This window comes from Lacihabitans sp. LS3-19, from assembly GCF_024343575.1.
Classification (GTDB): domain Bacteria; phylum Bacteroidota; class Bacteroidia; order Cytophagales; family Spirosomataceae; genus Leadbetterella.
In genome coordinates, this window is sequence record NZ_RJUA01000127.1 from 390,955 (window position 1) to 411,439 (window position 20,485).

19 protein-coding genes and 1 tRNA gene are annotated in these 20,485 nt (G+C 34.9%); 7 read left to right on the top strand and 13 right to left on the bottom strand.

What is annotated here, in order from left to right:
- Positions 1–183: 183 nt before the first annotated feature.
- Positions 184–1,005, top strand: coding sequence for a prolipoprotein diacylglyceryl transferase (lgt, locus tag EGI22_RS22250; protein ID WP_255070771.1), 822 nt, complete (start codon positions 184–186; stop codon positions 1,003–1,005).
- Between the two features lie 60 nt (positions 1,006–1,065).
- Here lgt and EGI22_RS22255 read toward each other — a convergent pair whose 3' ends face one another.
- From EGI22_RS22255 to EGI22_RS22280, 6 genes are all read right to left on the bottom strand, one after another.
- Positions 1,066–2,040 carry a glycosyltransferase gene (locus tag EGI22_RS22255; protein WP_255070772.1) on the bottom strand — a complete coding sequence of 325 codons (975 nt, stop codon included), beginning with the start codon at positions 2,038–2,040 and terminating at the stop codon, positions 1,066–1,068.
- 79 nt (positions 2,041–2,119) lie between these two features.
- Positions 2,120–3,517, bottom strand: coding sequence for a phosphoglucosamine mutase (gene glmM, locus EGI22_RS22260; RefSeq protein WP_255070773.1), 1,398 nt, complete (start codon positions 3,515–3,517; stop codon positions 2,120–2,122).
- Between the two features lie 137 nt (positions 3,518–3,654).
- Positions 3,655–4,503, bottom strand: a complete 849-nt coding sequence (locus tag EGI22_RS22265) for a transglutaminase family protein (RefSeq protein ID WP_255070774.1) — start codon at positions 4,501–4,503, stop codon at positions 3,655–3,657.
- Positions 4,500–5,228: a peptidase gene (locus EGI22_RS22270; protein WP_255070775.1), complete on the bottom strand. Its 729-nt coding sequence runs from the start codon at positions 5,226–5,228 to the stop codon at positions 4,500–4,502. Before EGI22_RS22270 ends, EGI22_RS22265 begins: the two co-directional genes overlap by 4 nt.
- A gap of 49 nt (positions 5,229–5,277) precedes the next feature.
- A complete protein-coding gene (locus EGI22_RS22275) occupies positions 5,278–6,243 on the bottom strand; it encodes an alpha-E domain-containing protein (RefSeq protein ID WP_255070776.1) in 966 nt (321 codons plus the stop codon).
- A gap of 448 nt (positions 6,244–6,691) precedes the next feature.
- Positions 6,692–6,765 (bottom strand) — tRNA-His (locus EGI22_RS22280).
- A gap of 187 nt (positions 6,766–6,952) precedes the next feature.
- Between EGI22_RS22280 and EGI22_RS22285 the strand changes: the two genes are divergently transcribed.
- The 5 genes from EGI22_RS22285 (at position 6,953) to EGI22_RS22305 (ending at position 12,767) form a co-directional block, all read left to right on the top strand.
- Positions 6,953–7,726 (top strand): SDR family NAD(P)-dependent oxidoreductase, encoded by a 774-nt coding sequence (locus tag EGI22_RS22285; protein WP_255070777.1) that lies wholly within the window; start codon positions 6,953–6,955, stop codon positions 7,724–7,726.
- 3 nt (positions 7,727–7,729) lie between these two features.
- Positions 7,730–8,578, top strand: a complete 849-nt coding sequence (locus tag EGI22_RS22290; protein WP_255070778.1) for a fumarylacetoacetate hydrolase family protein — start codon at positions 7,730–7,732, stop codon at positions 8,576–8,578.
- A 169-nt stretch (positions 8,579–8,747) separates the two neighbouring features.
- A complete protein-coding gene (locus EGI22_RS22295; protein WP_255070779.1) occupies positions 8,748–9,965 on the top strand; it encodes a DUF2130 domain-containing protein in 1,218 nt (405 codons plus the stop codon).
- A 229-nt stretch (positions 9,966–10,194) separates the two neighbouring features.
- Positions 10,195–11,658 (top strand): S41 family peptidase, encoded by a 1,464-nt coding sequence (locus EGI22_RS22300; RefSeq protein WP_255070780.1) that lies wholly within the window; start codon positions 10,195–10,197, stop codon positions 11,656–11,658.
- A gap of 110 nt (positions 11,659–11,768) precedes the next feature.
- Complete coding sequence (locus EGI22_RS22305; protein ID WP_255070781.1) at positions 11,769–12,767, top strand: hypothetical protein; 999 nt, start codon at positions 11,769–11,771, stop codon at positions 12,765–12,767.
- 4 nt (positions 12,768–12,771) lie between these two features.
- Here EGI22_RS22305 and EGI22_RS22310 read toward each other — a convergent pair whose 3' ends face one another.
- Entirely contained in the window at positions 12,772–13,476 is a 705-nt protein-coding gene (locus EGI22_RS22310; RefSeq protein WP_255070782.1) for an SDR family oxidoreductase, read from the bottom strand.
- Positions 13,477–13,537: 61 nt separating this feature from the next.
- Between EGI22_RS22310 and EGI22_RS22315 the strand changes: the two genes are divergently transcribed.
- Entirely contained in the window at positions 13,538–14,029 is a 492-nt protein-coding gene (locus EGI22_RS22315) for a dihydrofolate reductase (RefSeq protein WP_255070783.1), read from the top strand.
- A gap of 65 nt (positions 14,030–14,094) precedes the next feature.
- On the opposite strand, the gene EGI22_RS22320 is transcribed toward EGI22_RS22315, so the two are convergent.
- The 6 genes from EGI22_RS22320 to EGI22_RS22340 form a co-directional block, all read right to left on the bottom strand.
- Positions 14,095–16,644 (bottom strand): phosphoenolpyruvate carboxylase, encoded by a 2,550-nt coding sequence (locus EGI22_RS22320; RefSeq protein ID WP_255070785.1) that lies wholly within the window; start codon positions 16,642–16,644, stop codon positions 14,095–14,097.
- Between the two features lie 167 nt (positions 16,645–16,811).
- On the bottom strand, positions 16,812–17,858 hold the full coding sequence (locus EGI22_RS22325; protein ID WP_255070786.1) for a PA0069 family radical SAM protein: 1,047 nt from the start codon (positions 17,856–17,858) through the stop codon (positions 16,812–16,814).
- Positions 17,859–17,996: 138 nt separating this feature from the next.
- Positions 17,997–18,197, bottom strand: coding sequence for a PLDc N-terminal domain-containing protein (locus EGI22_RS24200; RefSeq protein WP_369010887.1), 201 nt, complete (start codon positions 18,195–18,197; stop codon positions 17,997–17,999).
- A gap of 48 nt (positions 18,198–18,245) precedes the next feature.
- Positions 18,246–18,626 carry a hypothetical protein gene (locus tag EGI22_RS22330; RefSeq protein WP_255070788.1) on the bottom strand — a complete coding sequence of 127 codons (381 nt, stop codon included), beginning with the start codon at positions 18,624–18,626 and terminating at the stop codon, positions 18,246–18,248.
- 21 nt (positions 18,627–18,647) lie between these two features.
- On the bottom strand, positions 18,648–19,814 hold the full coding sequence (locus EGI22_RS22335; RefSeq protein ID WP_255070789.1) for an aminotransferase class V-fold PLP-dependent enzyme: 1,167 nt from the start codon (positions 19,812–19,814) through the stop codon (positions 18,648–18,650).
- Positions 19,815–20,444 carry a DUF664 domain-containing protein gene (locus tag EGI22_RS22340; protein WP_255070791.1) on the bottom strand — a complete coding sequence of 210 codons (630 nt, stop codon included), beginning with the start codon at positions 20,442–20,444 and terminating at the stop codon, positions 19,815–19,817. It abuts the gene before it with no gap.
- Positions 20,445–20,485 lie beyond the last annotated feature (41 nt).

Consider the following 20,485-nt stretch of genomic DNA (forward strand, 5'->3'; position numbering starts at 1 on the left):
TGTGTTATCGTCGGAGCAATCCTCGAAGTGGTCTTCGGAGAAATAATATGGAGGCGAAATATTTCAATTTTGGCGTCATCAGCTACAAAATTAATTAAAACTTGTTAAGATTTTTAATAAATTTAGTTTGTTTTAATCTTAAAGGCTAAATTTACTTTTTTAAGAAAGACCTAAAAATAATATATGCTTTTAAATCAAATAGTGTGGGATGTATCGCCCACAATCGTAAAAATCGGCAGTTTCGAGATCAGATGGTATGGTTTGCTATTTGCTCTCGGTTTTTTGATAGGCTTCCAAATCATCGCTAGGATTTTCAAAATAGAAAGGAAAGACGAAAACGATCTAGACAAACTGCTTTTGACGATGATATTGTCAATAGTTCTTGGAGCTCGGATTGGCCACTACGTGTTCTACGAAGGTGGACATTTTATGGAAAATCCTGGTGCATTTCTTTGGGATATGCTGATACCGCCATATTCTGGACTTGCAAGCCATGGTGCTGCATTCGGCGTATTATTGGGTCTTTTTATTTTCAAAAAAAGAAACCCAACCTACGATTATCTTTGGCTAACAGATAGATTAGTAATAGTAAGTGCTTTAGGTGGAGCATTTATTAGGTTTGGAAATTTCATGAACTCCGAAATAGTTGGAAAAGCTACAGATGTGCCTTGGGCGGTATTGTTTAAACAAAACTTTGAGTTTGATCAAGTGCCTAGACATCCAGCACAATTGTACGAATCCATCAGTTGTTTGATACTCTTCGTGATTCTATTTTTTCTTTATGAAAAATGGAAAGGCAACACGCCAAGAGGTTCATTGACAGGTATATTTTTCATTTGGATATTTGGTCTAAGATTTTTCTATGAATTCCTCAAAGAAAATCAGGAGAAATTTGAAGACGGAATGGCACTCAATATGGGACAAATATTAAGTATTCCAGTTATTTTATTTGGCATTTTTGTTTTGGTAAGGGCACTTAAAAACAAACCCAACTTAAATTCTTGATTTTCAAACAAAATTTTCAAATATCTAAAAGCCAGAATTCTTAAATTCTGGCTTTTTTATTTAATTTATCATTCCTAAAGTTCTCCTAATATAACGTGAAAATTCCATCATCCACAGAGGAATAATATGGTCTCTAATTACCAATTTTAAATGGGTAATATTTGGATACATCAATGAAATATACTTAAGTGCAACTCCAAATTTTTTGAAATAAAAACCTTGATACTGTTTTGAATTAAGCAACAAATAATACCAACCCCCTAAGTTTCTTTTAAACTTATCGTGAAATTTATAAGCTGTATCCTTATCAAGATTTGTATACATCATGATTCTATTTTCTAAAAAAACCGCATCATCTTTGTGGTCAGTATTGCTTGCTCCTGCGGCATGTCTTCTGTAAGCCGCAGTTACGCTATCCAAAAACTTGATTTTTCCATGTCTGGCAGCAAGCATTATCATTGGTATATCTCCACTTTTAGTTTTATGAAACCATGGCTCTACAGGGAATATGACATTCAATTTATAAAAAAGTGTAGCTGTGCCCATAAACCACACTTCGGTTTCGGCTATTAGATCTTTTAATTCGAAAACATCTTTTTCTAAATCTTGATTTAAGATATAAGGTTCCTCTTTTCCTTCAAAAAACTCCACGCGAGTATTTGTAAAACACATCGCAAAGTCAGGATTGGCTTCCATAAAGTCGACTTGTTTCTGTAGTTTTAGCTCGTCTATCCAATAGTCATCCCCTTCCAAAGCAGCCATATATTTTCCCTTGCAATTCTCAAGGATTCTTATCGAATTGGGCTGAGGACCGCCATTGGTTTTTCCTCTTACTACTTTTATCAGTTCCGGATATTTAAGAGCATATTCGTCAACTATCAAACTAGTACCATCTGTAGAGCAATCGTCTCCAATGATGATTTCAAAAGGAAAATTTGTCTTTTGATTAACCACACTTTCAATCGACTGCCTGATAAATTTGACGTGATTATAGGTTAATAAATGAACACTAACTAATGGTTGATTTTGCGTCATAGATTAAAAAAAAGAAACAGGATAGAAATCCTGTTCTTTGAAAATATTAAAAATTTTTATGCTAAAATCGCATATATATTTAAGAAGTCATAACCTCCTTGATGTCTAAAATTATTTTATCTGCTAGATTATCCGCTTTGGTTTCAAACTCACTTTCAGCATAAATTCTAATAATAGGCTCTGTGTTTGATTTACGGAGATGTACCCATTCTTTGTCAAAATTTATCTTTACACCATCTCTGGTATCTAGCTCGTATTTTGAATATTTCTTTTGGATTTTTTCTAAAATAACATCAACATTAGTACCCAAATCCAGCTCTATTTTCTTTTTTGCAATAAAATAATTTGGGTATTTTTTTCTAAGAAAACCAACTGGTTTATCAAATTTGGCTAAGTGACTTAGAAATAATGCAATCCCCACCAAAGCATCTCTACCGAAGTGTAGCTCTGGAAAAATGATACCTCCGTTTCCTTCTCCTCCAATTATTGAACCTACCTTCTTCATTTTTTCTACCACATTTACTTCTCCAACCGCCGCTGAAAAATATTCACCTCCATGACTTTCGGTCACGTCTTTCAGGGCCATTGTAGAAGATAAATTTGAAACCGTAGTGTTTTTATGTTTCTTATTTAAACTTAAAATATAATCAGCAACTGCAACCAAAGTGTATTCTTCACCAAATGGCTCTCCGTCTTCACATATCAAAGCCAAACGATCTACATCAGGGTCAACAACTATTCCTAAATCATAATCCCCTTTTTTCATTTCACTCGAAATCTCCCGGAGGTTCTCAGGCAATGGTTCAGGATTGTGTGCAAAAATCCCAGTTGGTTCACAATTTAATTCTTTTATTTCTTCTACACCCAAGGCTTTTAGGAGCATAGGAACTGCAATTCCCCCAGAAGAATTAACTGCATCTACTACCACTTTAAACCCTGCTTGCTTTATAGCTTCTACATTTACTGAAGTCAAAGCTAAAATAGCATCAATATGTTTTTGTAGATAAGTATCATTTACTTCGTATTTTCCCAAATGCTTAACATCAACAAACGAAAAATCTTCATTTTCAACTAGTTCTAATAGTTTTTCGCCATCAGCTCCAGAAATGAATTCGCCTTTTTCATTAAGTAATTTTAGTGCATTCCACTGAATAGGATTATGACTTGCCGTCAAAATAATCCCTCCTCCAGCATTTTCAAGTGGCACAGCCATTTCTACTGTTGGTGTAGTTGACAAACCTAAGTCAATAACATCAATACCCATTCCGATTAAGGTAGAAACAACCAAATCAGAAACCATCTTTCCTGATGGTCGGGCATCTCTACCAATTACAACTTTAGGATTGACATCTTTTTTACTTACAATAGTGGCCGCAAATGCAGCCGCAAATTTTACTACATCGAGAGGTGTGAGATTTTCCCCACTTTTCCCGCCAATAGTACCTCTAATTCCAGAAATTGATTTTATTAAGGTCACGAAGAATGAATTAAATATTTCTTAAAAATAATTATGCTTTTTTATTAGACATTTGGAATTAAACAAAAAAAAACACTTCAATAATAGTTATGGATAACTGGGTCAAAATTACTTAAAAAAAGATTATTAAGTGGACTTTATGATATTTCTTTAATTAAAACTTCAGTAATCAACGTAGATTCAACATGATTATTTGACCTAAAAGTTCCTCTAACTGGGTTCAGTCCTAAAGATTCTATAGAAGATGCTAAAGCTATGTAATTTTTATCTACGACTTTTCCTTCAGTAGGATCAAATCCTCTCCAGCCACCACCTGGCAAGAGCACCTCAACCCAAGCGTGAAGTTCGTGTTGATGCAAATCGCTACCGTATAAATAACCACTTACAAATCTCCCCAAAATACCTTGGGATGCACAAACTTCAATCATCAAAACAGAGAAATCTCTGCAAGAACCCGATTTGGAAACTAATGTCTCCTCTGCCGAAAGTGCATTTCCTCTTTCTCTTGAGATATAACCAAACCCTCGATGGATGTCAGAGGTTAATTCCATCAAAAAATCAATGGTATTATAATTGGCTCTCTGTGCTATCCTATTTCCATAAGCTTGAATTTCAGTACTAATTTTTTTTGTACTAAGTATTAAATCTACATAAATAGCCATCCGATTGGGATATTTAAAAGGAATTTTGGCCGTTTCGAAAGGAAAAAAAACAAAATTCAATCCTTTAAAATCATCAGATTGTATGGTGAATTTAGAATTTACTTCAAAAGTTCTAACTTGAAGATTCATAAAACAAATGTGCTGGATATTGCCTTCTTGATCGATGTTTTTATTAATCAAATCGGGCTTTGGTAATATACTCAGGTTATGTTTTACTAAATATTGATAAGGATTTGGCTTCGGACTTAAATAAAAATAATGTGGATTAAGACCCACATAATCTGAATATGAATAACTTAGTTGATGCTCAACTTCTAATATCATAATTGTTTTTTTCTAAGCAAAGGATCTATCCAATCAACGGGTAGTTTCTGCACTGAATTATTTAGGAGAGCATTCCATTGATAAGAAATATGTTCCAAATCTTGTTTTTCAAACATGTGCTCAACCATATTATAACTGTCTTTTTCGTAAATAAGTACGTCGATTGGAAAATCCACATCGTTGGCACTAACTCTAGTAGAATCAAACGCTAAAAACCCTAATTTCAAAACCTCCTCAAATGGACTAGAATATTTAATGTTTCTATATAATATCGGCTTACCATAGCCAGAATTTCCTATAATAATAAATTGAGAGCCTTCAGTAACTTCAATCCAATTTCCTTCTGGATAAAGTAAGAACAACTTATGCTCTTTGTCGTTTTCCAATTGTCCACCTACTATAGCTGAAAGATTAAATCTCAAACCCGAACTTATAATAGATTGTTTATCTTCTTGAGCTACTCTCTTTACTTGACTTCCAAAAGCGTTAACTGCCAAATATAATTTATCGAAATTCCCACTCTCCTTTTCTATAACTTCCTGAAAATAAGTAATCGCCTTGTCTCTTACTGACCTCAAACCTGCCGTCATAATAAACAATGAATGGTCTTTAATCTGATGAACTGAAAGTTTTTTCTCACTAGACACCTCGCTGCCCGAAGTTATTCTTCTGTCAGCGATTGCTACCAATCCTTGTGCCGTCTTTACGCCTAAACAAAAAGTCATATATCTAAATTTTAAAGTAGTTTACGGATGCAAATTTAAATATCTTTTCTTACTGATTTTTTGAATCTAAATCAAAATAAACTTTAAAAATTTCTTGATCTACTATATTGTTTTTTATTTGAAAATCATTTAAAAACCTATGAAGCCCCATCTTTACGATTTCGTTGGTCTCTGTAAAATCTATCTCGTGCTTTAATTGCGTAACTGCTTTTTCAGCCGAATTGGAGTAACTATCTTGTGGCCTTGCTCCTGAAATTCTATAAATAGCATATTCAGCTTTCTTTATTGAATGCCCTATCGCTCTTGGAAAATCTCTGTCTTTAATCAAAAATTCAATGATATTTTCCTGTTTCAAACTCTTATATCGTTGCCTGTACATGTTAAATGCACTTACTGATTTTAAAACTGAAGACCAAATCAGCAAATCTTGACTGTTGACAGCTTTCGAATCTGCCATAGATTTGAAATTAAAATATCCGATATCTAGAAATCTTGAAGTCTTATCTGCTCTTTCTAAAAATTTCCCCATATTGGCAAAATAATAGGCCTCGTCTCTGGACAATGTTCCTTCTATCATTCCTGTAAAAAGTTGGCATTGTTGTTTTATATTTTCATAAAAACTGGGTAAATTATCGTTGAGCTTATTCTTTTGAGCTGAATAAGACTTAAATTCTAAATAAAATGAATTAAGGTGTTCCCAAATTTCTTTTGGCAGAGTCTCTTTTACAGTTCGAGCATTCTCTCTTGCATTACCCAAAATATTAAAAATCGAATTGTGATTCTGCGGATCAAATGTAATAAAATTAATAATTTGCTCCTCTGATTCTTCACCATATAACTCATCATATCTGGCTTTGTCATGAGTTGCCTCAAGCAGAAGCCCCCAATGTTGCGAAATGACACCTGGAAGGTCATACGACAAATTGATGTTTACACTCACAAGTCTCGCGTAATTTTCAACTCGCTCTATATAGCGATTCATCCAATAGATGGAATTTGCAACTCTACTTAACATTTTCTTTGGTATTATTATTAATAACCAAATATACCCAAATAAAAATATTAGACAAACTCTTACAGAATTATTAAAATCAAATCATTGAAAAATATAATTTTATTGTTTTTTTGATCTTTTGAAAAAAAACATAAAAAAAGCGAGCCTTAAAAAAGACTCGCTACATACTGGGAGTGATGCGGCACACCGACTAATGGGGCTCGAAGCGAGATGTCGCACCACCACGACCCTCAGCACCACAAACCAGTACACATCATTTATTAAAATTCACAAAAAAAGCGAGCCTTAAAAAAGACTCGCTATATACGGGGAGTGATGCGGCACACCGACTAATGGGGCTCGAAGCGAGATGTCGCACCACCACGACCCTCAGCACCACAAACCAGTACACATCATTTATTAAAATTCACAAAAAAAGCGAGCCTTAAAAAAGACTCGCTATATACGGGGAGGCTAATGGGGCTCGAACCCACGACCCCCGGCACCACAAACCAGTGCTCTAACCAACTGAGCTATAACCTCCGTATTGAATTGGACTGCAAAAGTAGAGATTATTTTTATTTCTTCAAATAAAGGACAGTATTTTTTTCAAAAAATAAACAGCTAATTCTAAATCAATATTTTAAATTTTGGGTTTCTTATTTCTTTTATTTTTTCTTCGAAAAAACAATCTTAAATTTGAGCATATAAACCTATTTAATATAAGTATATGTTTAAACTTCACAAAAAAGTAGCAATAGTTACTGGGGGGGCAAGCGGAATTGGACTTGAAATATCTCGTGCTTTCGCCAAACAAGGTGCCATTGTACACATCTTTGAACTTAATATTGACCTTGCCGAAAGAGAGGCTGACTTAATAAATGCAAATGGCGGCAAAGCCTATTGCCATCAAGTAGACGTATCAAATCAAGAGGCCGTAAAGAAAAAAGTTGCAAAAATAAATGCTATTCAGCCCATAAATATTTTGGTAAACAATGCCGGAATAGCCCACATTGGTACTGTAGAATCTACAACTGAGGCTGATTTGGATAGAATTTATAGCGTAAATATCAAAGGACCGTACAATTGTATGCACGCAGTAGTGCCATTTATGAAAACCAACGGCGGCGGAGTTATAATTAACATGTGTTCAGTAGCAGCAACAGTCGGAATCCAAGACAGATTTGCCTATTCTATGAGTAAAGGAGCAGTATATACCATGACAATCCAGGCAGCCAAAGATTTGGTCTCTGATGGAATTAGAGTAAACAGTATTTCTCCTGCTAGAGTGCATACGCCTTTTGTGGATGGTTTCTTAAAGAAAAATTACCCAGGAAGGGAAAAAGAAATGTTTGAAAATCTGGCCAAAACCCAACCCATCGGAAGGATGGCCAAACCTGAAGAAGTAGCTGCTTTAGCTGTCTATTTAGCCTCAGACGAAGCTGCTTTCGCTACTGGTTGTGATTATTTGTTAGACGGCGGTTTTGTAAAACTTAATAATTAAAAAATGAAATTAATACGATTTGGAGCTTTTGAAAACGAAAAACCGGGCATCATAAATTCGGAAGGAAAACATTTGGACGTTAGTGCTTTTGGTGAAGATTTTAACGAAATTTTTTTTGCAACAAACGGAATTGAAAGGTTATCAGAATGGCTAAAGACTAACAAAGCCCCAGAAATATCAAAAAGTGAAAGGTTGGGTTCTTGTGTAGCAAGGCCGTCAAAAATAATTTGTATAGGCCTAAACTATGCCAAACATGCCGCAGAATCAGGTATGGACGTACCAAAAGAGCCAGTAGTTTTCTTTAAAGCTACTACGGCACTTTGTGGTCCCAACGACAATGTAATAATACCTCGTAACTCTGTAAAAACAGACTGGGAAGTTGAGCTGGCCGTGGTTATTGGCAAAAAAGCATCATATATAAGTGAAGAATCTGCGATGGATTATGTGGCAGGATATTGCCTTCACAATGACTACTCCGAACGAGAGTTTCAGTTAGAAAGAGGAGGACAATGGGTTAAAGGAAAATCGAATGACACTTTTGCTCCTTTAGGGCCATTTATGGCGACAAAAGACGAGATTACTGATCCTCATAATCTAGATCTTTGGCTTGAACTTAATGGCAAAAAAATACAAGACTCAAACACCAACGACTTGATTTTTAATATTCCTCAAGTTATAAGCTATTTGAGCAATTTCATGACTCTACTTCCTGGGGATGTTATCTCCACAGGTACTCCAGCAGGTGTTGGTTTAGGCTTTAAACCGCCGATGTATTTGAAAGCTGGCGATGTGGTAAAGCTAGGAATTGAAGGATTAGGTGAACAACAACAAACAGCTGAAGCTTGGAGTTGAAAATATAGAACTTTTGTAAGAGGATACATTTAAATTCAAATTCAAGTGTATCCTTTTTCGTTTTTTTTGCTGCCATGAATGCTTAAATTCTAATTCTTTTGGCAAGTATTACCCATATTTTTTATTTTGATTACTTTTGTCATTCAGGATTTTCAAAGAATTATTACGAATGAAACAAAACCTTACTACTTGCCCCAACTGCGGCCATCAGTTTGATGCTGGCGAAGCTCTGCAAAAACATCTTAAAATAGAACTCAAAAAAAGTCTGGAGGCTCAAGAAAAAGCCAATGAGCTGAAATTGGAGGCTATGAAACAGAAGTTTGCTGAGGAAAAGAAGGCTTTTGAACAGGAAGAAAAGAAAAAAATGTGGGCAATAGCTCAATCAGAAGCCCAAAAACGCTCAGACGAAAAAAATGCAGCTATGCTTGCTGCTCTGAAAGAAGACAACGAGCAAAAACAAAAACTGATTATACTGGGTAGAGAAAAGGAAATAGAACTCCTTAAAAAAGAGCAAGAACTGAAAAATCAACAAGAATTGATGAAGATTCAGCTCGAAAAAACCATGCTTGAAAAAACCAAAGATATAGAAGAAGCTGCTAAAAAACGTAAAGACGAGGAGTTTGAGTTGGTAAAAAAAGACTTTGAGCAAAAACTCAAAGCTCAGGTGGATTTGGTAAACGAAATGAAACGGAAGGCCGACCAAGGTTCTATGCAGCTGCAAGGCGAAGTGCAGGAGTTAGCGATAGAGTCAATGCTTCAACAGGCTTTTCCTTATGACGAAATTGAGGAGATAAAAAAAGGACAAAGAGGAGCAGATGCTATTCAGACTGTGATAAATGAGTTTGGAAATAAATGTGGAAAAATAATTTTTGAAAGCAAGCGTACCCAAAACTTCGGCGGAGACTGGATAGAAAAACTAAAATCCGACCAAAGAGAAACTGGTGCCGAAATAGCCGTATTGGTAACCCAAACCATGCCAAAAGACATGGAACGATTTGGTGAGAAAGATGGTGTTTGGGTTTGTAATTTTACAGAAATAAAAAGCTTAGTGTTTGTACTGCGAGAGATTTTGATAAGAACCCAAATGGCGAAATCAGTAAATGAAAACAAAGCTGACAAAATGAGCATTCTCTACAATTTCCTAACCAGCAGTCAGTTTAAGCAACAAATGGAGGCTATCGTAGAAGGTTTTAGCAATCTTAAAAACGAGCTAGACAAAGAGAAAAGAGCTATGGCCAGAATATGGAAAGAGCGTGAAATGCAAATAGAAAAAGTAATAGGAAACACCATTGACATGTATGGTAGCATAAAGGGTATAGCCGGCAATGCCATCGCCCCTATTCAATACCTTGAACTTGGCGGGAGCGATGAATTAGAAGTTGATTAATATCGCAAAATCCATCAATTTGCATTTCTAAAAAGCCATTTAATCAAAAACTGTAGTATTTGATTTCAATTTTAAGAACTTCAAAAAGTCTATTTTTTCTCAAGAAAAAAACCTTTTGGCACCCTTTAATTATAATTTCTTTCAAAATTTTTAAAAAAAATATTCGTTTCTGTCATTTTAGGCATGAATTGTGGTTTTAATATTGATAGCCAAATTACCATTTTCTAATATGATACGAATTACATTTTTTATTCTACTGGTTTTTTCAATCTCGACACAGGCACAAACAGATTGCAACTGCCAAAAAAACTTTGACGAGATATACCAAAAAGTTCGTGATAACTACGCCGCTTACAGCATGAAAGTGACGCCAACCACCAAACCGAAGTTTGATGCACTTTCTAAAAAAATAAAAGATGCTTCTGCTGGTGTTACTGACCCCAAAGAATGCTACAAAATCTTGAAAGAATGGACGGAGTTTTTCAAAGACGGTCATTTATTTATCAATACCCAGATTCCTTATATTGACGCCGAACCAAAAGCTGTAATAGAAAAAAGAGCTGCGAGTATTTCGACTCAAAAATATACTTCTGAACCAATTTTTCAGGCTTATCTTACCGAAAACTTGGCAAAATTAACGCCCGTAGAAGGTATTTGGGAAAGCGATGACAAAGCCTACAGATTAGGAATTATCAAAGATGCCACCAAAGAGGGAAAGTTTTATGGCTTTCTTTTGGGTAAAAAAGATGAGCTTTGGACTGCAGGAAAAACTAAATTCGTTTTGGAGCAATTAGAAGAAAACAAATACAAATCCACTTATTATTATGCAGATTTCACAAGCGAAACCATAATTAGTAACCAAATAAAAAATCTTTTGGTAATGGAAGGAATCTATAAGTTTAGTAAACTAAGTCCGATTCCAAAAGTATTTGCAAGCCAAGACGACCTGATACATAGAGTACCAGATTACAGAGTTGAAAGACTCGATTCTAACAATACTTTAATCATCTTGCCACCATTTACGATGGCCAACGCTGAGCTTTATGTAAGCGAACTCGTTAAACAAAATGCTAGTTTGATTAAAGCCTCAAAAAACTTAATCATCGACCTTAGAAACAATCCAGGTGGTGACGAAAACGTATTTGATGAGCTTTTCCAATATATAGGAAATGGGCCAATAGTGAGAAAAGGCTCCAAAATGAGAGCTTCTGTGGAAAACTTAATATTGTTAAATCATGAACTAAAATCAATTCAAGATTACCCACAATATGCTAAAAACCTCGACCCAAAGTTGAGAAGCATAATTAGAAATATGCAAATGCACCCGGGCACTATGATAGATGCTCCTGACAAAGCTTTTGAAGTAAAACCAAACACAAACAATCCCAAAAAAGTGGTGATTCTGTTGAATAAAAATACCGCTAGCTCGGCAGAAAGTGTCTCTTTAGAAGCAAAACAAAGCTCTAAAACTATACTAATGGGCACCAATACCAAAGGTGCATTTGATTATACCGAAGTGCGAGATTGGGGGCTTCCTTGTTACGCTTGGAGGCTAGCATTACCACTAGGCATGAGCTATAGGTTACCCACAAATCCACTAGAAAATGTCGGAATAAAACCCGATGTAAAAATCCCTGACACTGAAGCTGATTGGGTAGGATTTGCCGTAAAATATCTGAATATGCTCAAATAATAAAATGTTAATGAAAGCTCTCAACTTTGGGGGCTTTTTTATTTTTTTTATGTTTGAATTACTTTTACCAAAAAAAGGTTTTTAATTAGCACTAAATTAAAATTCTCCAAATGAAATCGTTTAAATATATTTTCTTTTTAGTCGTAAATTTTCAGGCGTTTTCGCAAAATAATTTTTCAAAATATATTATAAATGATTGGAAAAAAGTTGAGATAAAAGCCAAAGATGGTAGTAGAATTTTTGACCAAGATATTAGCAATGCAACATTCGACTTAAATATATTTTCGCAAGATTCTTTACAGCTTTTTTCAAATGGTAAAATAACAAAATACCCTTATCAATTAAAAGATAGCATTTTGATATTTAACAAAATGACATTAAAAATCAAGGCGATTTCCGATATTGAAATGACACTTGACCAAGCAGATTATACCGATGCCACAAAAGCTTTAAGTCTAACATTCACTCCAAAAAAATTATTTGACCTAACATATACGCCACCATCTTATGTTTCAAAAAAAGGTGAAGTAGTTTATGAACAAGTCTGGGGAAAACTTGAGCCCTATTTTGTAGACAGTAAAATGTCTGTAATGGATTATATTTTTGAAAAATTCGGTTTTCCTGAATATCGAAAAGGAGGTTTTGTGGTGAGATTTGTCGTAACTAAAACTGGAGAGATAAAAGGCGTGAGAATCGTAGCCTCCACAAATGACAAATACAACAATAAACTAATAGCTGCTGTAAACGAAACAAGAGGGAAATGGCTACCCGCACAATATATGGGAGAAAACGTAAATGTAGAAGTAGAATATGACTATAATCTTGGCTACGAGGACCGTAAACTTACATCCTCAGTAGACTCACTACAATATTCCAAAATGTACTTTGGATATGGAAATGACTTTTTTGAAAGAGCAGCCTACAAACAAGCAGAAGGTTATTACCAAAAAGCAATATCTTTTGACCCGATGAATATCCTCGCTTATTACCAACATGCAGCTTGCTGTATATTACTTAGACGCAAAGATGACGCATGCCATGACTACCAGCAATTGGTGTTTTTAGAGCAAAAGAAAGCTAAAACTTTGTCCGATAAGTATTGCAAGTGAGTTTTCACCCTGGCATTGTTGGCCTAACTTCTACTTTACTTGGTAATGTTCTCGCTGGCATTTTTATCAAATCCATTACCATCTGACCGATATCTTCCGGTTGAATTTTCCAAGCGTCTTTTTCATTTGGTTCATGACCATTGAAATACGAAGTTACTGATCCTGGCATTATGGTTGTTACTTTCACACCTTTAGACCTAACATCAAGCATTAAAGCCTGAGAAAAGCCAACTAAGCCAAACTTACTCGCATTGTAAGCTGTTCCACTTGCAAAGAAATTAGTCCCCGCCAAACTTGCGATAGTAATAATATAACCTTTTGATGCAATGATTTGATCCAAAGCGGCCTTTACAGTATTAAATACTCCTGTAAGATTGATATCAATAGTCTCATTCCACTGGTCAGCAGTTAGTGTTTCGATATTCCCGAAATGACCAACACCTGCATTGGCTATCAGATAATCTACGCTTCCCCATTTTGCTTCAGTTTCCTTAATATTTCCCTCTAAATCTGTTATTTTTCTAACATCAGACACAAAACCTATTGCGGAATCAGCCTTGATTTTATTTAAATATCCTGTAGCCTCATTTACTGTTTCAGCCGTTCTTCCAGTTATCGCAACTTTTATATTCTCCTTTACCATTGCCTCTGCTATTCCTAATCCTATTCCCTTCGATCCCCCTGTTATAAAGCCAACTTTGTTTTTCATGATATTTTTAAAAGATTATTCACAAATTTAGTCGGATATTTGCCTAAAGTTTAATAAAATCATGGATATTTCGATAATAGTGGCCGTGGCCAAAAATGGAGTAATAGGCAAGGACAACCAATTACTTTGGAGACTTTCTGAAGATTTGAAATTATTTAAGAAACGAACTACAGGTCATGCTATCATAATGGGTCGCAAAACTTTCGACTCTATTGGCAAAGCACTACCCAATAGGATAAATATAGTAATTTCAAGAAACGAAAACCTCGAAATTGAAGGCTGCGTAGTGGTGAATTCTTTAGAAAAAGGGATTGAAATTGCTAAAAATCTTTCTGACCAAAACGAAATTTTTGTAATAGGTGGGGAGAAAATCTACCAATTGGCTCAGCCTATGGCTACTAAATTATATCTCACTAAAGTGGATGCTGAAATGGAAGGCGATGCGTTTTTTGAAGAAAAACCTTATGAAAACTGGAAAATCATTTCTACAATTTCATATTCTAAAGATGAAAAGAACGAATACGATTTTGAGGTATTAGAAATGGAAAAATGATATAAAAAAAAGTTTAAGGGAACTTTCGTCCTCCTAAACTTTTAAAATATTCTTATGATAATTTCTTATGCCGAATTTCGACTAGCGTTAATGTTACCAAACAGCGACCTCGTTACCATTTTCTCAAAAATCACTTTTAAGTTTTCGTCTTTGGTTTCTTCCACTTCTTGTAAAGCATACTGCTGAATAGCTAAAAGAGGCAATACAATATTTTCTCTATAATCTACCGACCACATGCTCAACTGGTCAGTTTCCATCAACTGCGTTTGTTTTGAAATCAACAGCATATTGTTTATGCTTTTTTGTTGTTCTTCAAACAATATATTCCAAAACTCACCATAAATAGGGTCGTTTTTCATGTAGGAAGTCAAAGGGAAATAAGTTTTAGAAAGTGCCATCATACTGTTCTGAACCAAGGTTTTGAAGTACAATGAGTTTTCAAACAAATCTTGTAAATCGCCCAATTTGCCTTGATCTATTTTAATCTGAAGGGCTGTTCCAAATCCAAAAAAACCTGGCACGTTTTGTTTCAATTGGCTCCATGAACCAACAAACGGAATAGCTCTGAGGTCAGAGAGTTTTAATTGGCTCGAGCTCGATCTTTTGCTCGGGCGGCTACCTATTTTAGTTTTTCCGTAATATTTCAGAGGGCTTTTTTTCTCTAAATAAGAAACAAAAAGAGGGTGATTCTTAAGTTCTAGGTATTTTTTACCACCCAAATCTGCCAATTCTTCGATCAAAACTCGCTCCTTTGGATTAATCAAAGATTTATCATCAGTAAAAACGTCATTGATAATACCCGCAGAAAGTAATTGCTCAAAATTGAAAATAGCTTGAGGCTTAGAACCATACATCGACGAAATAGTTTGACCTTGGATGGTTATCTGTATCTCGTTATTGGCAATAGTTGGCCCTTGAGAAGCATAAAACTGGTGTGATTTACCACCTCCACGAGCTGGCGGCCCTCCTCTACCATCAAAAAACACCACATTTATTTCATTCTCCTTCGATACCGCCGTTAGGTTTTCTTTAGCCCTATAAATCTCCCAGTTGGCCTTAATATAGCCTCCGTCTTTTGTTCCGTCAGAGAATCCCAACATTATACTTTGGGCATTCCCACGCTTTTCAAGATGACTTTTATATTTTGGATTATTATATAATTCATCCATTGTTTCTCTTGCAGAATCTAAGCCTTCTATAGTCTCAAAAAGTGGCAAAATATCGATATGATTGGTGGTTACTCCACAGAATCTGAACATAGCCATCACCTCCAAAACCGAACAAGAAGAAGTAGAGTTTGAAATAATGTAGCGATGACAAGCCTTCTCCCCATTTTTTTCCTGAATCGCCTTTATGGTTTTGATTGTTTTAAAAGTATCACTCACCAATGCATCTTCAAACTCTTGATTGTCAATTTTTATGTCAGAGTGCAAGAGAAAATCAACTTTTTCTTCATGAGACCACTCACCATAAGGCTTTTCAGAGACCGAAAACTTTTCGTTTACAGCTTGAAAAACTTTCTCATGAATACTGCTGTCTTGGCGAATATCCAAACTAGCAAAGTGCATTCCAAAAAGTTTCACTCTACGAATAAACCTATCCAGCTCATCCAAAAACATCGAACTATGTTTCTCCACCATTACTTGTCTAACTTCTGCAAGCTGCTCAAGCAAACTTTCGGCAGTTAAATCATCATTTAAACCGAACATATTTGTATAAATACGACCATTTATCTTATCTAAAAGCGGAATTACACCTTTAAAAGTAAATCTTCTTCGTATGTCTTTGAAATGATTATAATAACATTTTAATATATTTGTTCGAAGTTCTTGAGCAACTTTTTTGGTTATATCGGCCGTTACAAATGGATTACCGTCCCTATCTCCTCCAGGCCAAAAACCAAGTTCGATTATTGGCTTAAATCCTTCTTCTTCATCTAAAATATCGTTGTAGATGGTATCGTGCAATTGCCCCAAAGCTTCATAGTAAACATGTCTTAAGTAAAATATTATACTTTGAGCTTCTTGAACAGGCGTAGGTTGCTCATCGTTGATAAAAGGTGTTTTACCTAATTGCTGCAATAATGCGTCAATGGCATTTATATCATTTACTTTTATACATTCTTCAAGGTCTTGTATAATTCTCAAAACAGAATTAGGATAAAACTGCGTTGGGTGAGCAGTAAAAACCACTTTCACCTTAAAATTCCGAAGTTTCTCTTTGACTTCCTCTATTTTTCCATGCTGTTTTGCCAAAGCAATAATAGAGCTAATTGTACCATTAGTATTTGTTGCATTAAGTTTTTCAAAAGCCGAGTCCTCCACACTATCAAACAATACCACTTGACGCTCAATGTATGTAATGAAACGAAAAAGCAAATCAATCTTTTCTTTATCTGTTTTTATGTAAGTAAAACGTTCGAAAAATTCATTGATAATTTCCTTGGGGGTATGTCCTGCCTCAAAACCCGACTTTGCCTTATCGTGAAGAAAAGGCATCAAAGTTCCAATATTGGTCATTTTGTCATAAGGTAGTCTTGAAAACAAAGTATTGAATACCAAATATTTGTTATGGACTTCCTGCGTAAATAGCGTCTCGAGATTTTGTTTTGTCATGGTTTTGTTTTTCCAGATAAAAAATTCATAACAAAGATAACAAAACTTAAAAAACAGAAGACAAATCAAGAAATTACTTGATTTTCAAGGCTAAAAATGTTCTGTTTTCCAAATTAAATATTGAAAAAATGATATTTTTAAGTATAAAAAATTGGGTAAAAATTCAATTATTCTTCGAAAAGCTCTAATTGGGGTTTGAGTAAGGGAATAAATGCCTTCATATTTAGTTTTGGATACTCAAAATCAGGGAAGAATTTTTGTCTTGCCAATTTCAACGTTTGGTTAATATTTTCAGAAATTTTACCTGTTCCTTTCATTCTTTCAATAGGCGTTTTACTACCCAAATTTCCTCCATGCGTTTCTTTTATTTGGTTTAAAACTTTTTCAGCTCTATCGGGAAAAGATTTATAAATCCACTCTTTAAATATTGGCTCAACGGCATCATTTAATCTAACTATTGTTGACGAAAAACCAATGGCACCATGAAGTTTAAACTGTTCGGCAAGGTTAAAAACTTCGTGATTATTAAGCGAAGGTATAATAGGTGCTATCATGCCAAAAACCGGAATATTGTGTTCTGATAATACCTTCATGGCTTTCAGTTTGTTGGCCGCAGATGAAGTTCTAGGCTCAAGTGTTCTTCTCAAATCTTCATTCAGAGTGGTAATAGACAAGGCCACAGCAATCAAATTGTCTTTTTGAAGCTCTATCAATAAATCCAAATCCCTTAACAAAAGTGCATTTTTTGTAATAATGCTCACTGGATGTTTGTACCTAAGACACACTTCTAAAATTTGCCTAGTAAGCTTAAATTTTCTTTCAGCTGGTTGATAGCAATCTGTATTTCCTGAAAGTGAAATCGTGTTTGGTACGTAATTCTTTTTTTTGAAATGTTTTTCTAGTAAAATCGCAGCATCAGGCTTGTAAAGAATCTTTCGCTCGAAGTCTAGACCGGCATTTAGTGCCCAATACTCGTGTGTTGGCCGTGCATAACAATACGTACATCCATGCTCACAACCTTGGTAGGGATTGAGCGATTGCACAAAAGGCAAATCGATACTTTTAACTTGATTTACAATAGTTTTGGCATAAACTTTAGTGAATTCAGTTTTGGTTTTTTCCTCTGAAAAATCAAAATCATTTTCCCAAAAAGGTACAATCTCGTTTTTTTCGAATTTATTTTTAATATTTCTGACAGCTCCTTGTCCTTTCATAAACTAAAAGTAGAAAGAGTAATGCAAAACCTAAAATAATGCTAATTTCCTTGGCTTGTTTTAGCTATAAAAGGACGAAAGATTTTTTTTAAATTGAATCTCAATAAAATAAAAATGCAATTCTTCAACTTTAATTCTTCATAAAACTTTGCTTTTCCTTCCCCAAATAAAATAAAAAGCACCTCCAAAAGGCACAAAAATGGATACTAAAACCCAGATAAGTTTATCATTTTTTTGAAATTTACTTCTTATAATATCAATAATTGCGAATATCATCAAAAGCCAAAACAAAAAAACTGCTACTTGCCAGATAATAAGGCTAAATGAAAGGTTGCTCATATGTTTTTTTTAAGAAATTATCTTATTTCAATTGGATTAAATCTGAAATCACTTTTTCAATACACCAAAAATCCATGCAAGTAAGGTTCCTATGGCTGTGCTTCCTGCAATAGAATATATATAACTGCGGATCAAAAAACCGGCAGTATCTTGTTTAAAAAAGCTAATCAAGTCTTTTGTAAAAGCAAAATAAGCGATTTGCAAAATCATTGGAAGAAGGATTACCAAAGTACGTGTATTGGTTTCCATGTTTTTGGTGAAATAAAAAACCAATGCAGAAATAACAAACAAAGGCACAGCCAAAACCAATTGGATAATAGGGGCCGAACCAACTTCACCTCCTGGATAGCTACTTTTGGTAATTATAAAAATATTGAAAACAAAAGCAAGAAGTACGATACCTATTAAAAAAAAATATATTTTGTCCATTGGCTATATTGGTTATGATTTTTATTGATTTGCCTCTAAAATACTGCTGAAAACATCTAAATCGTGTGCTTCATTCCAAACATTTATGGAAAGTCTAATTGCATTTCCTCTATAAGACACATGCACTTTTTCGGCTGAAAGGCTCTTCTGAATATTTTCCATTTTCACGTTTTCTGGTAAGCGAATACCAAACATGTGTGCTGATCTAAAACTTTCATTTTCAATCCAATACCCAGAATTACTAAGTCTTTCTATAAATGGCTGACCTAGATTTTTAGCATATTCTTGTATTTCTTTTGGCTGCCATTCTATTAATAATTCCAGGGCTTTTTCGACCATTGGCAGATTGATAAAATTACTATATTCGCCCATATTGTACCTAAAAGCACCTTCGCGATATTCTGGTTGATAATTCAATAAATTTTTAAAATCATCACTGTTTTTTCTACCAATCCAAGTTTGCTCCAAAGGCAGGCCTTCATCAAAATACGGCCCAAAATAAGCCAAAGTAGAGCCATAAGGCCCTAGAAGCCATTTATAACTCGCACAAACCAAAAAGTCAGGCTGTATTTTTTGTAAATCAAATTCGAAAGCACCTAAATGTTGCGTAGCATCTATAATCAACAATGCACCCGTATGTGTACATTTATTTTTTATTTCTTCCAAATTAAAAAGAGTACCATCGGCCCAATGAGTAGGAGAAATACAAACCAAGAGCGTCTTTTCTGTTATGGCTTCTAAAAGATTTTCATTCCAAACCTCTCCTCGATTATTTAACTCAACAGGAGCAGAAACCGTTACTATTTGTGTGTTATCTCTTAGCTCTACCAATTCATGCCAACCGTAAACATCACTTGGAAACTCCTCTCCTACCAAAACTATATCGGTTTTCAGTTTATCTGTAGACTTTTGGGCGATGTTCTTTACAACCGTTGCTATACCATAGGACACCGAAGGCATTAAGGCAATCCTTTCTGCATTTATGCAATTTATGAGTTCGGCAAACTTCCGTTTTACAACTTCAGCCAAACTAAAAAAATCAGCAGAGCTTATTTCATAAGGTTGAGATTTCCTTAATAATCCTTTGATGCCAGCCTCTTCCACCGTTTTTGCCAAAGGCGACATGGTGGCACAATTTAAGTATCTGACGTCAGGACTGAGCGAAAAATAATCTTTTTTACAATCCATTTATTTAGGGAGTCTTTTAGCGTACCAAGTCATTTGTCCGCGGTGGTTGGCAAAATGCTCTGTAACATGAAACCATTTGCAGTAATTGTTCCAGTCCCAATCTTTGGTTTCACCTGACAACAACCACGCATCGTCTCTTTTTTTCATTTCAGCTTTGGTTACTTCCCTGACAGATTCCATAGCTTCTTTATAATAGCTTAGTGGATTGCCTTTTATTTGATTTCTAGCATCTTCGCCTAGATCCATGGCTATGTTCCATTTGGCTTTGTTTTCAGGTGTAAAATCTTCTAAATTATGAAATGTCAAATCTTGATAGATCACTTCGGTAGCCACCAGATGCAACATTAGAGAACCGATAGAGTTTGAATCTTTATCATGAATGTAGTCTAATTGCTCTACGGTAAGTTTTTTGTTGTAGGAAATAACGGAATTGCTCACCCAATCGAGCATAGAGACCAAAGCACCAATTTGAGGTGTATATCCTTCCATTGGACCAATGTGGTTAAGATTTCGATCTTCCGGAAATTTAGCCGCAAAGCTATTTCTGGGTAAAACCAAGCTCCCAGCTCCAATCGCTGAAATGCCCAAAGTTCCAATAAAATTTCGCCGATTGAATTTTCCAGTTTCCATGATTTTAAAATTTGATTTTTCATAAAAGTATGAAAAAAAAG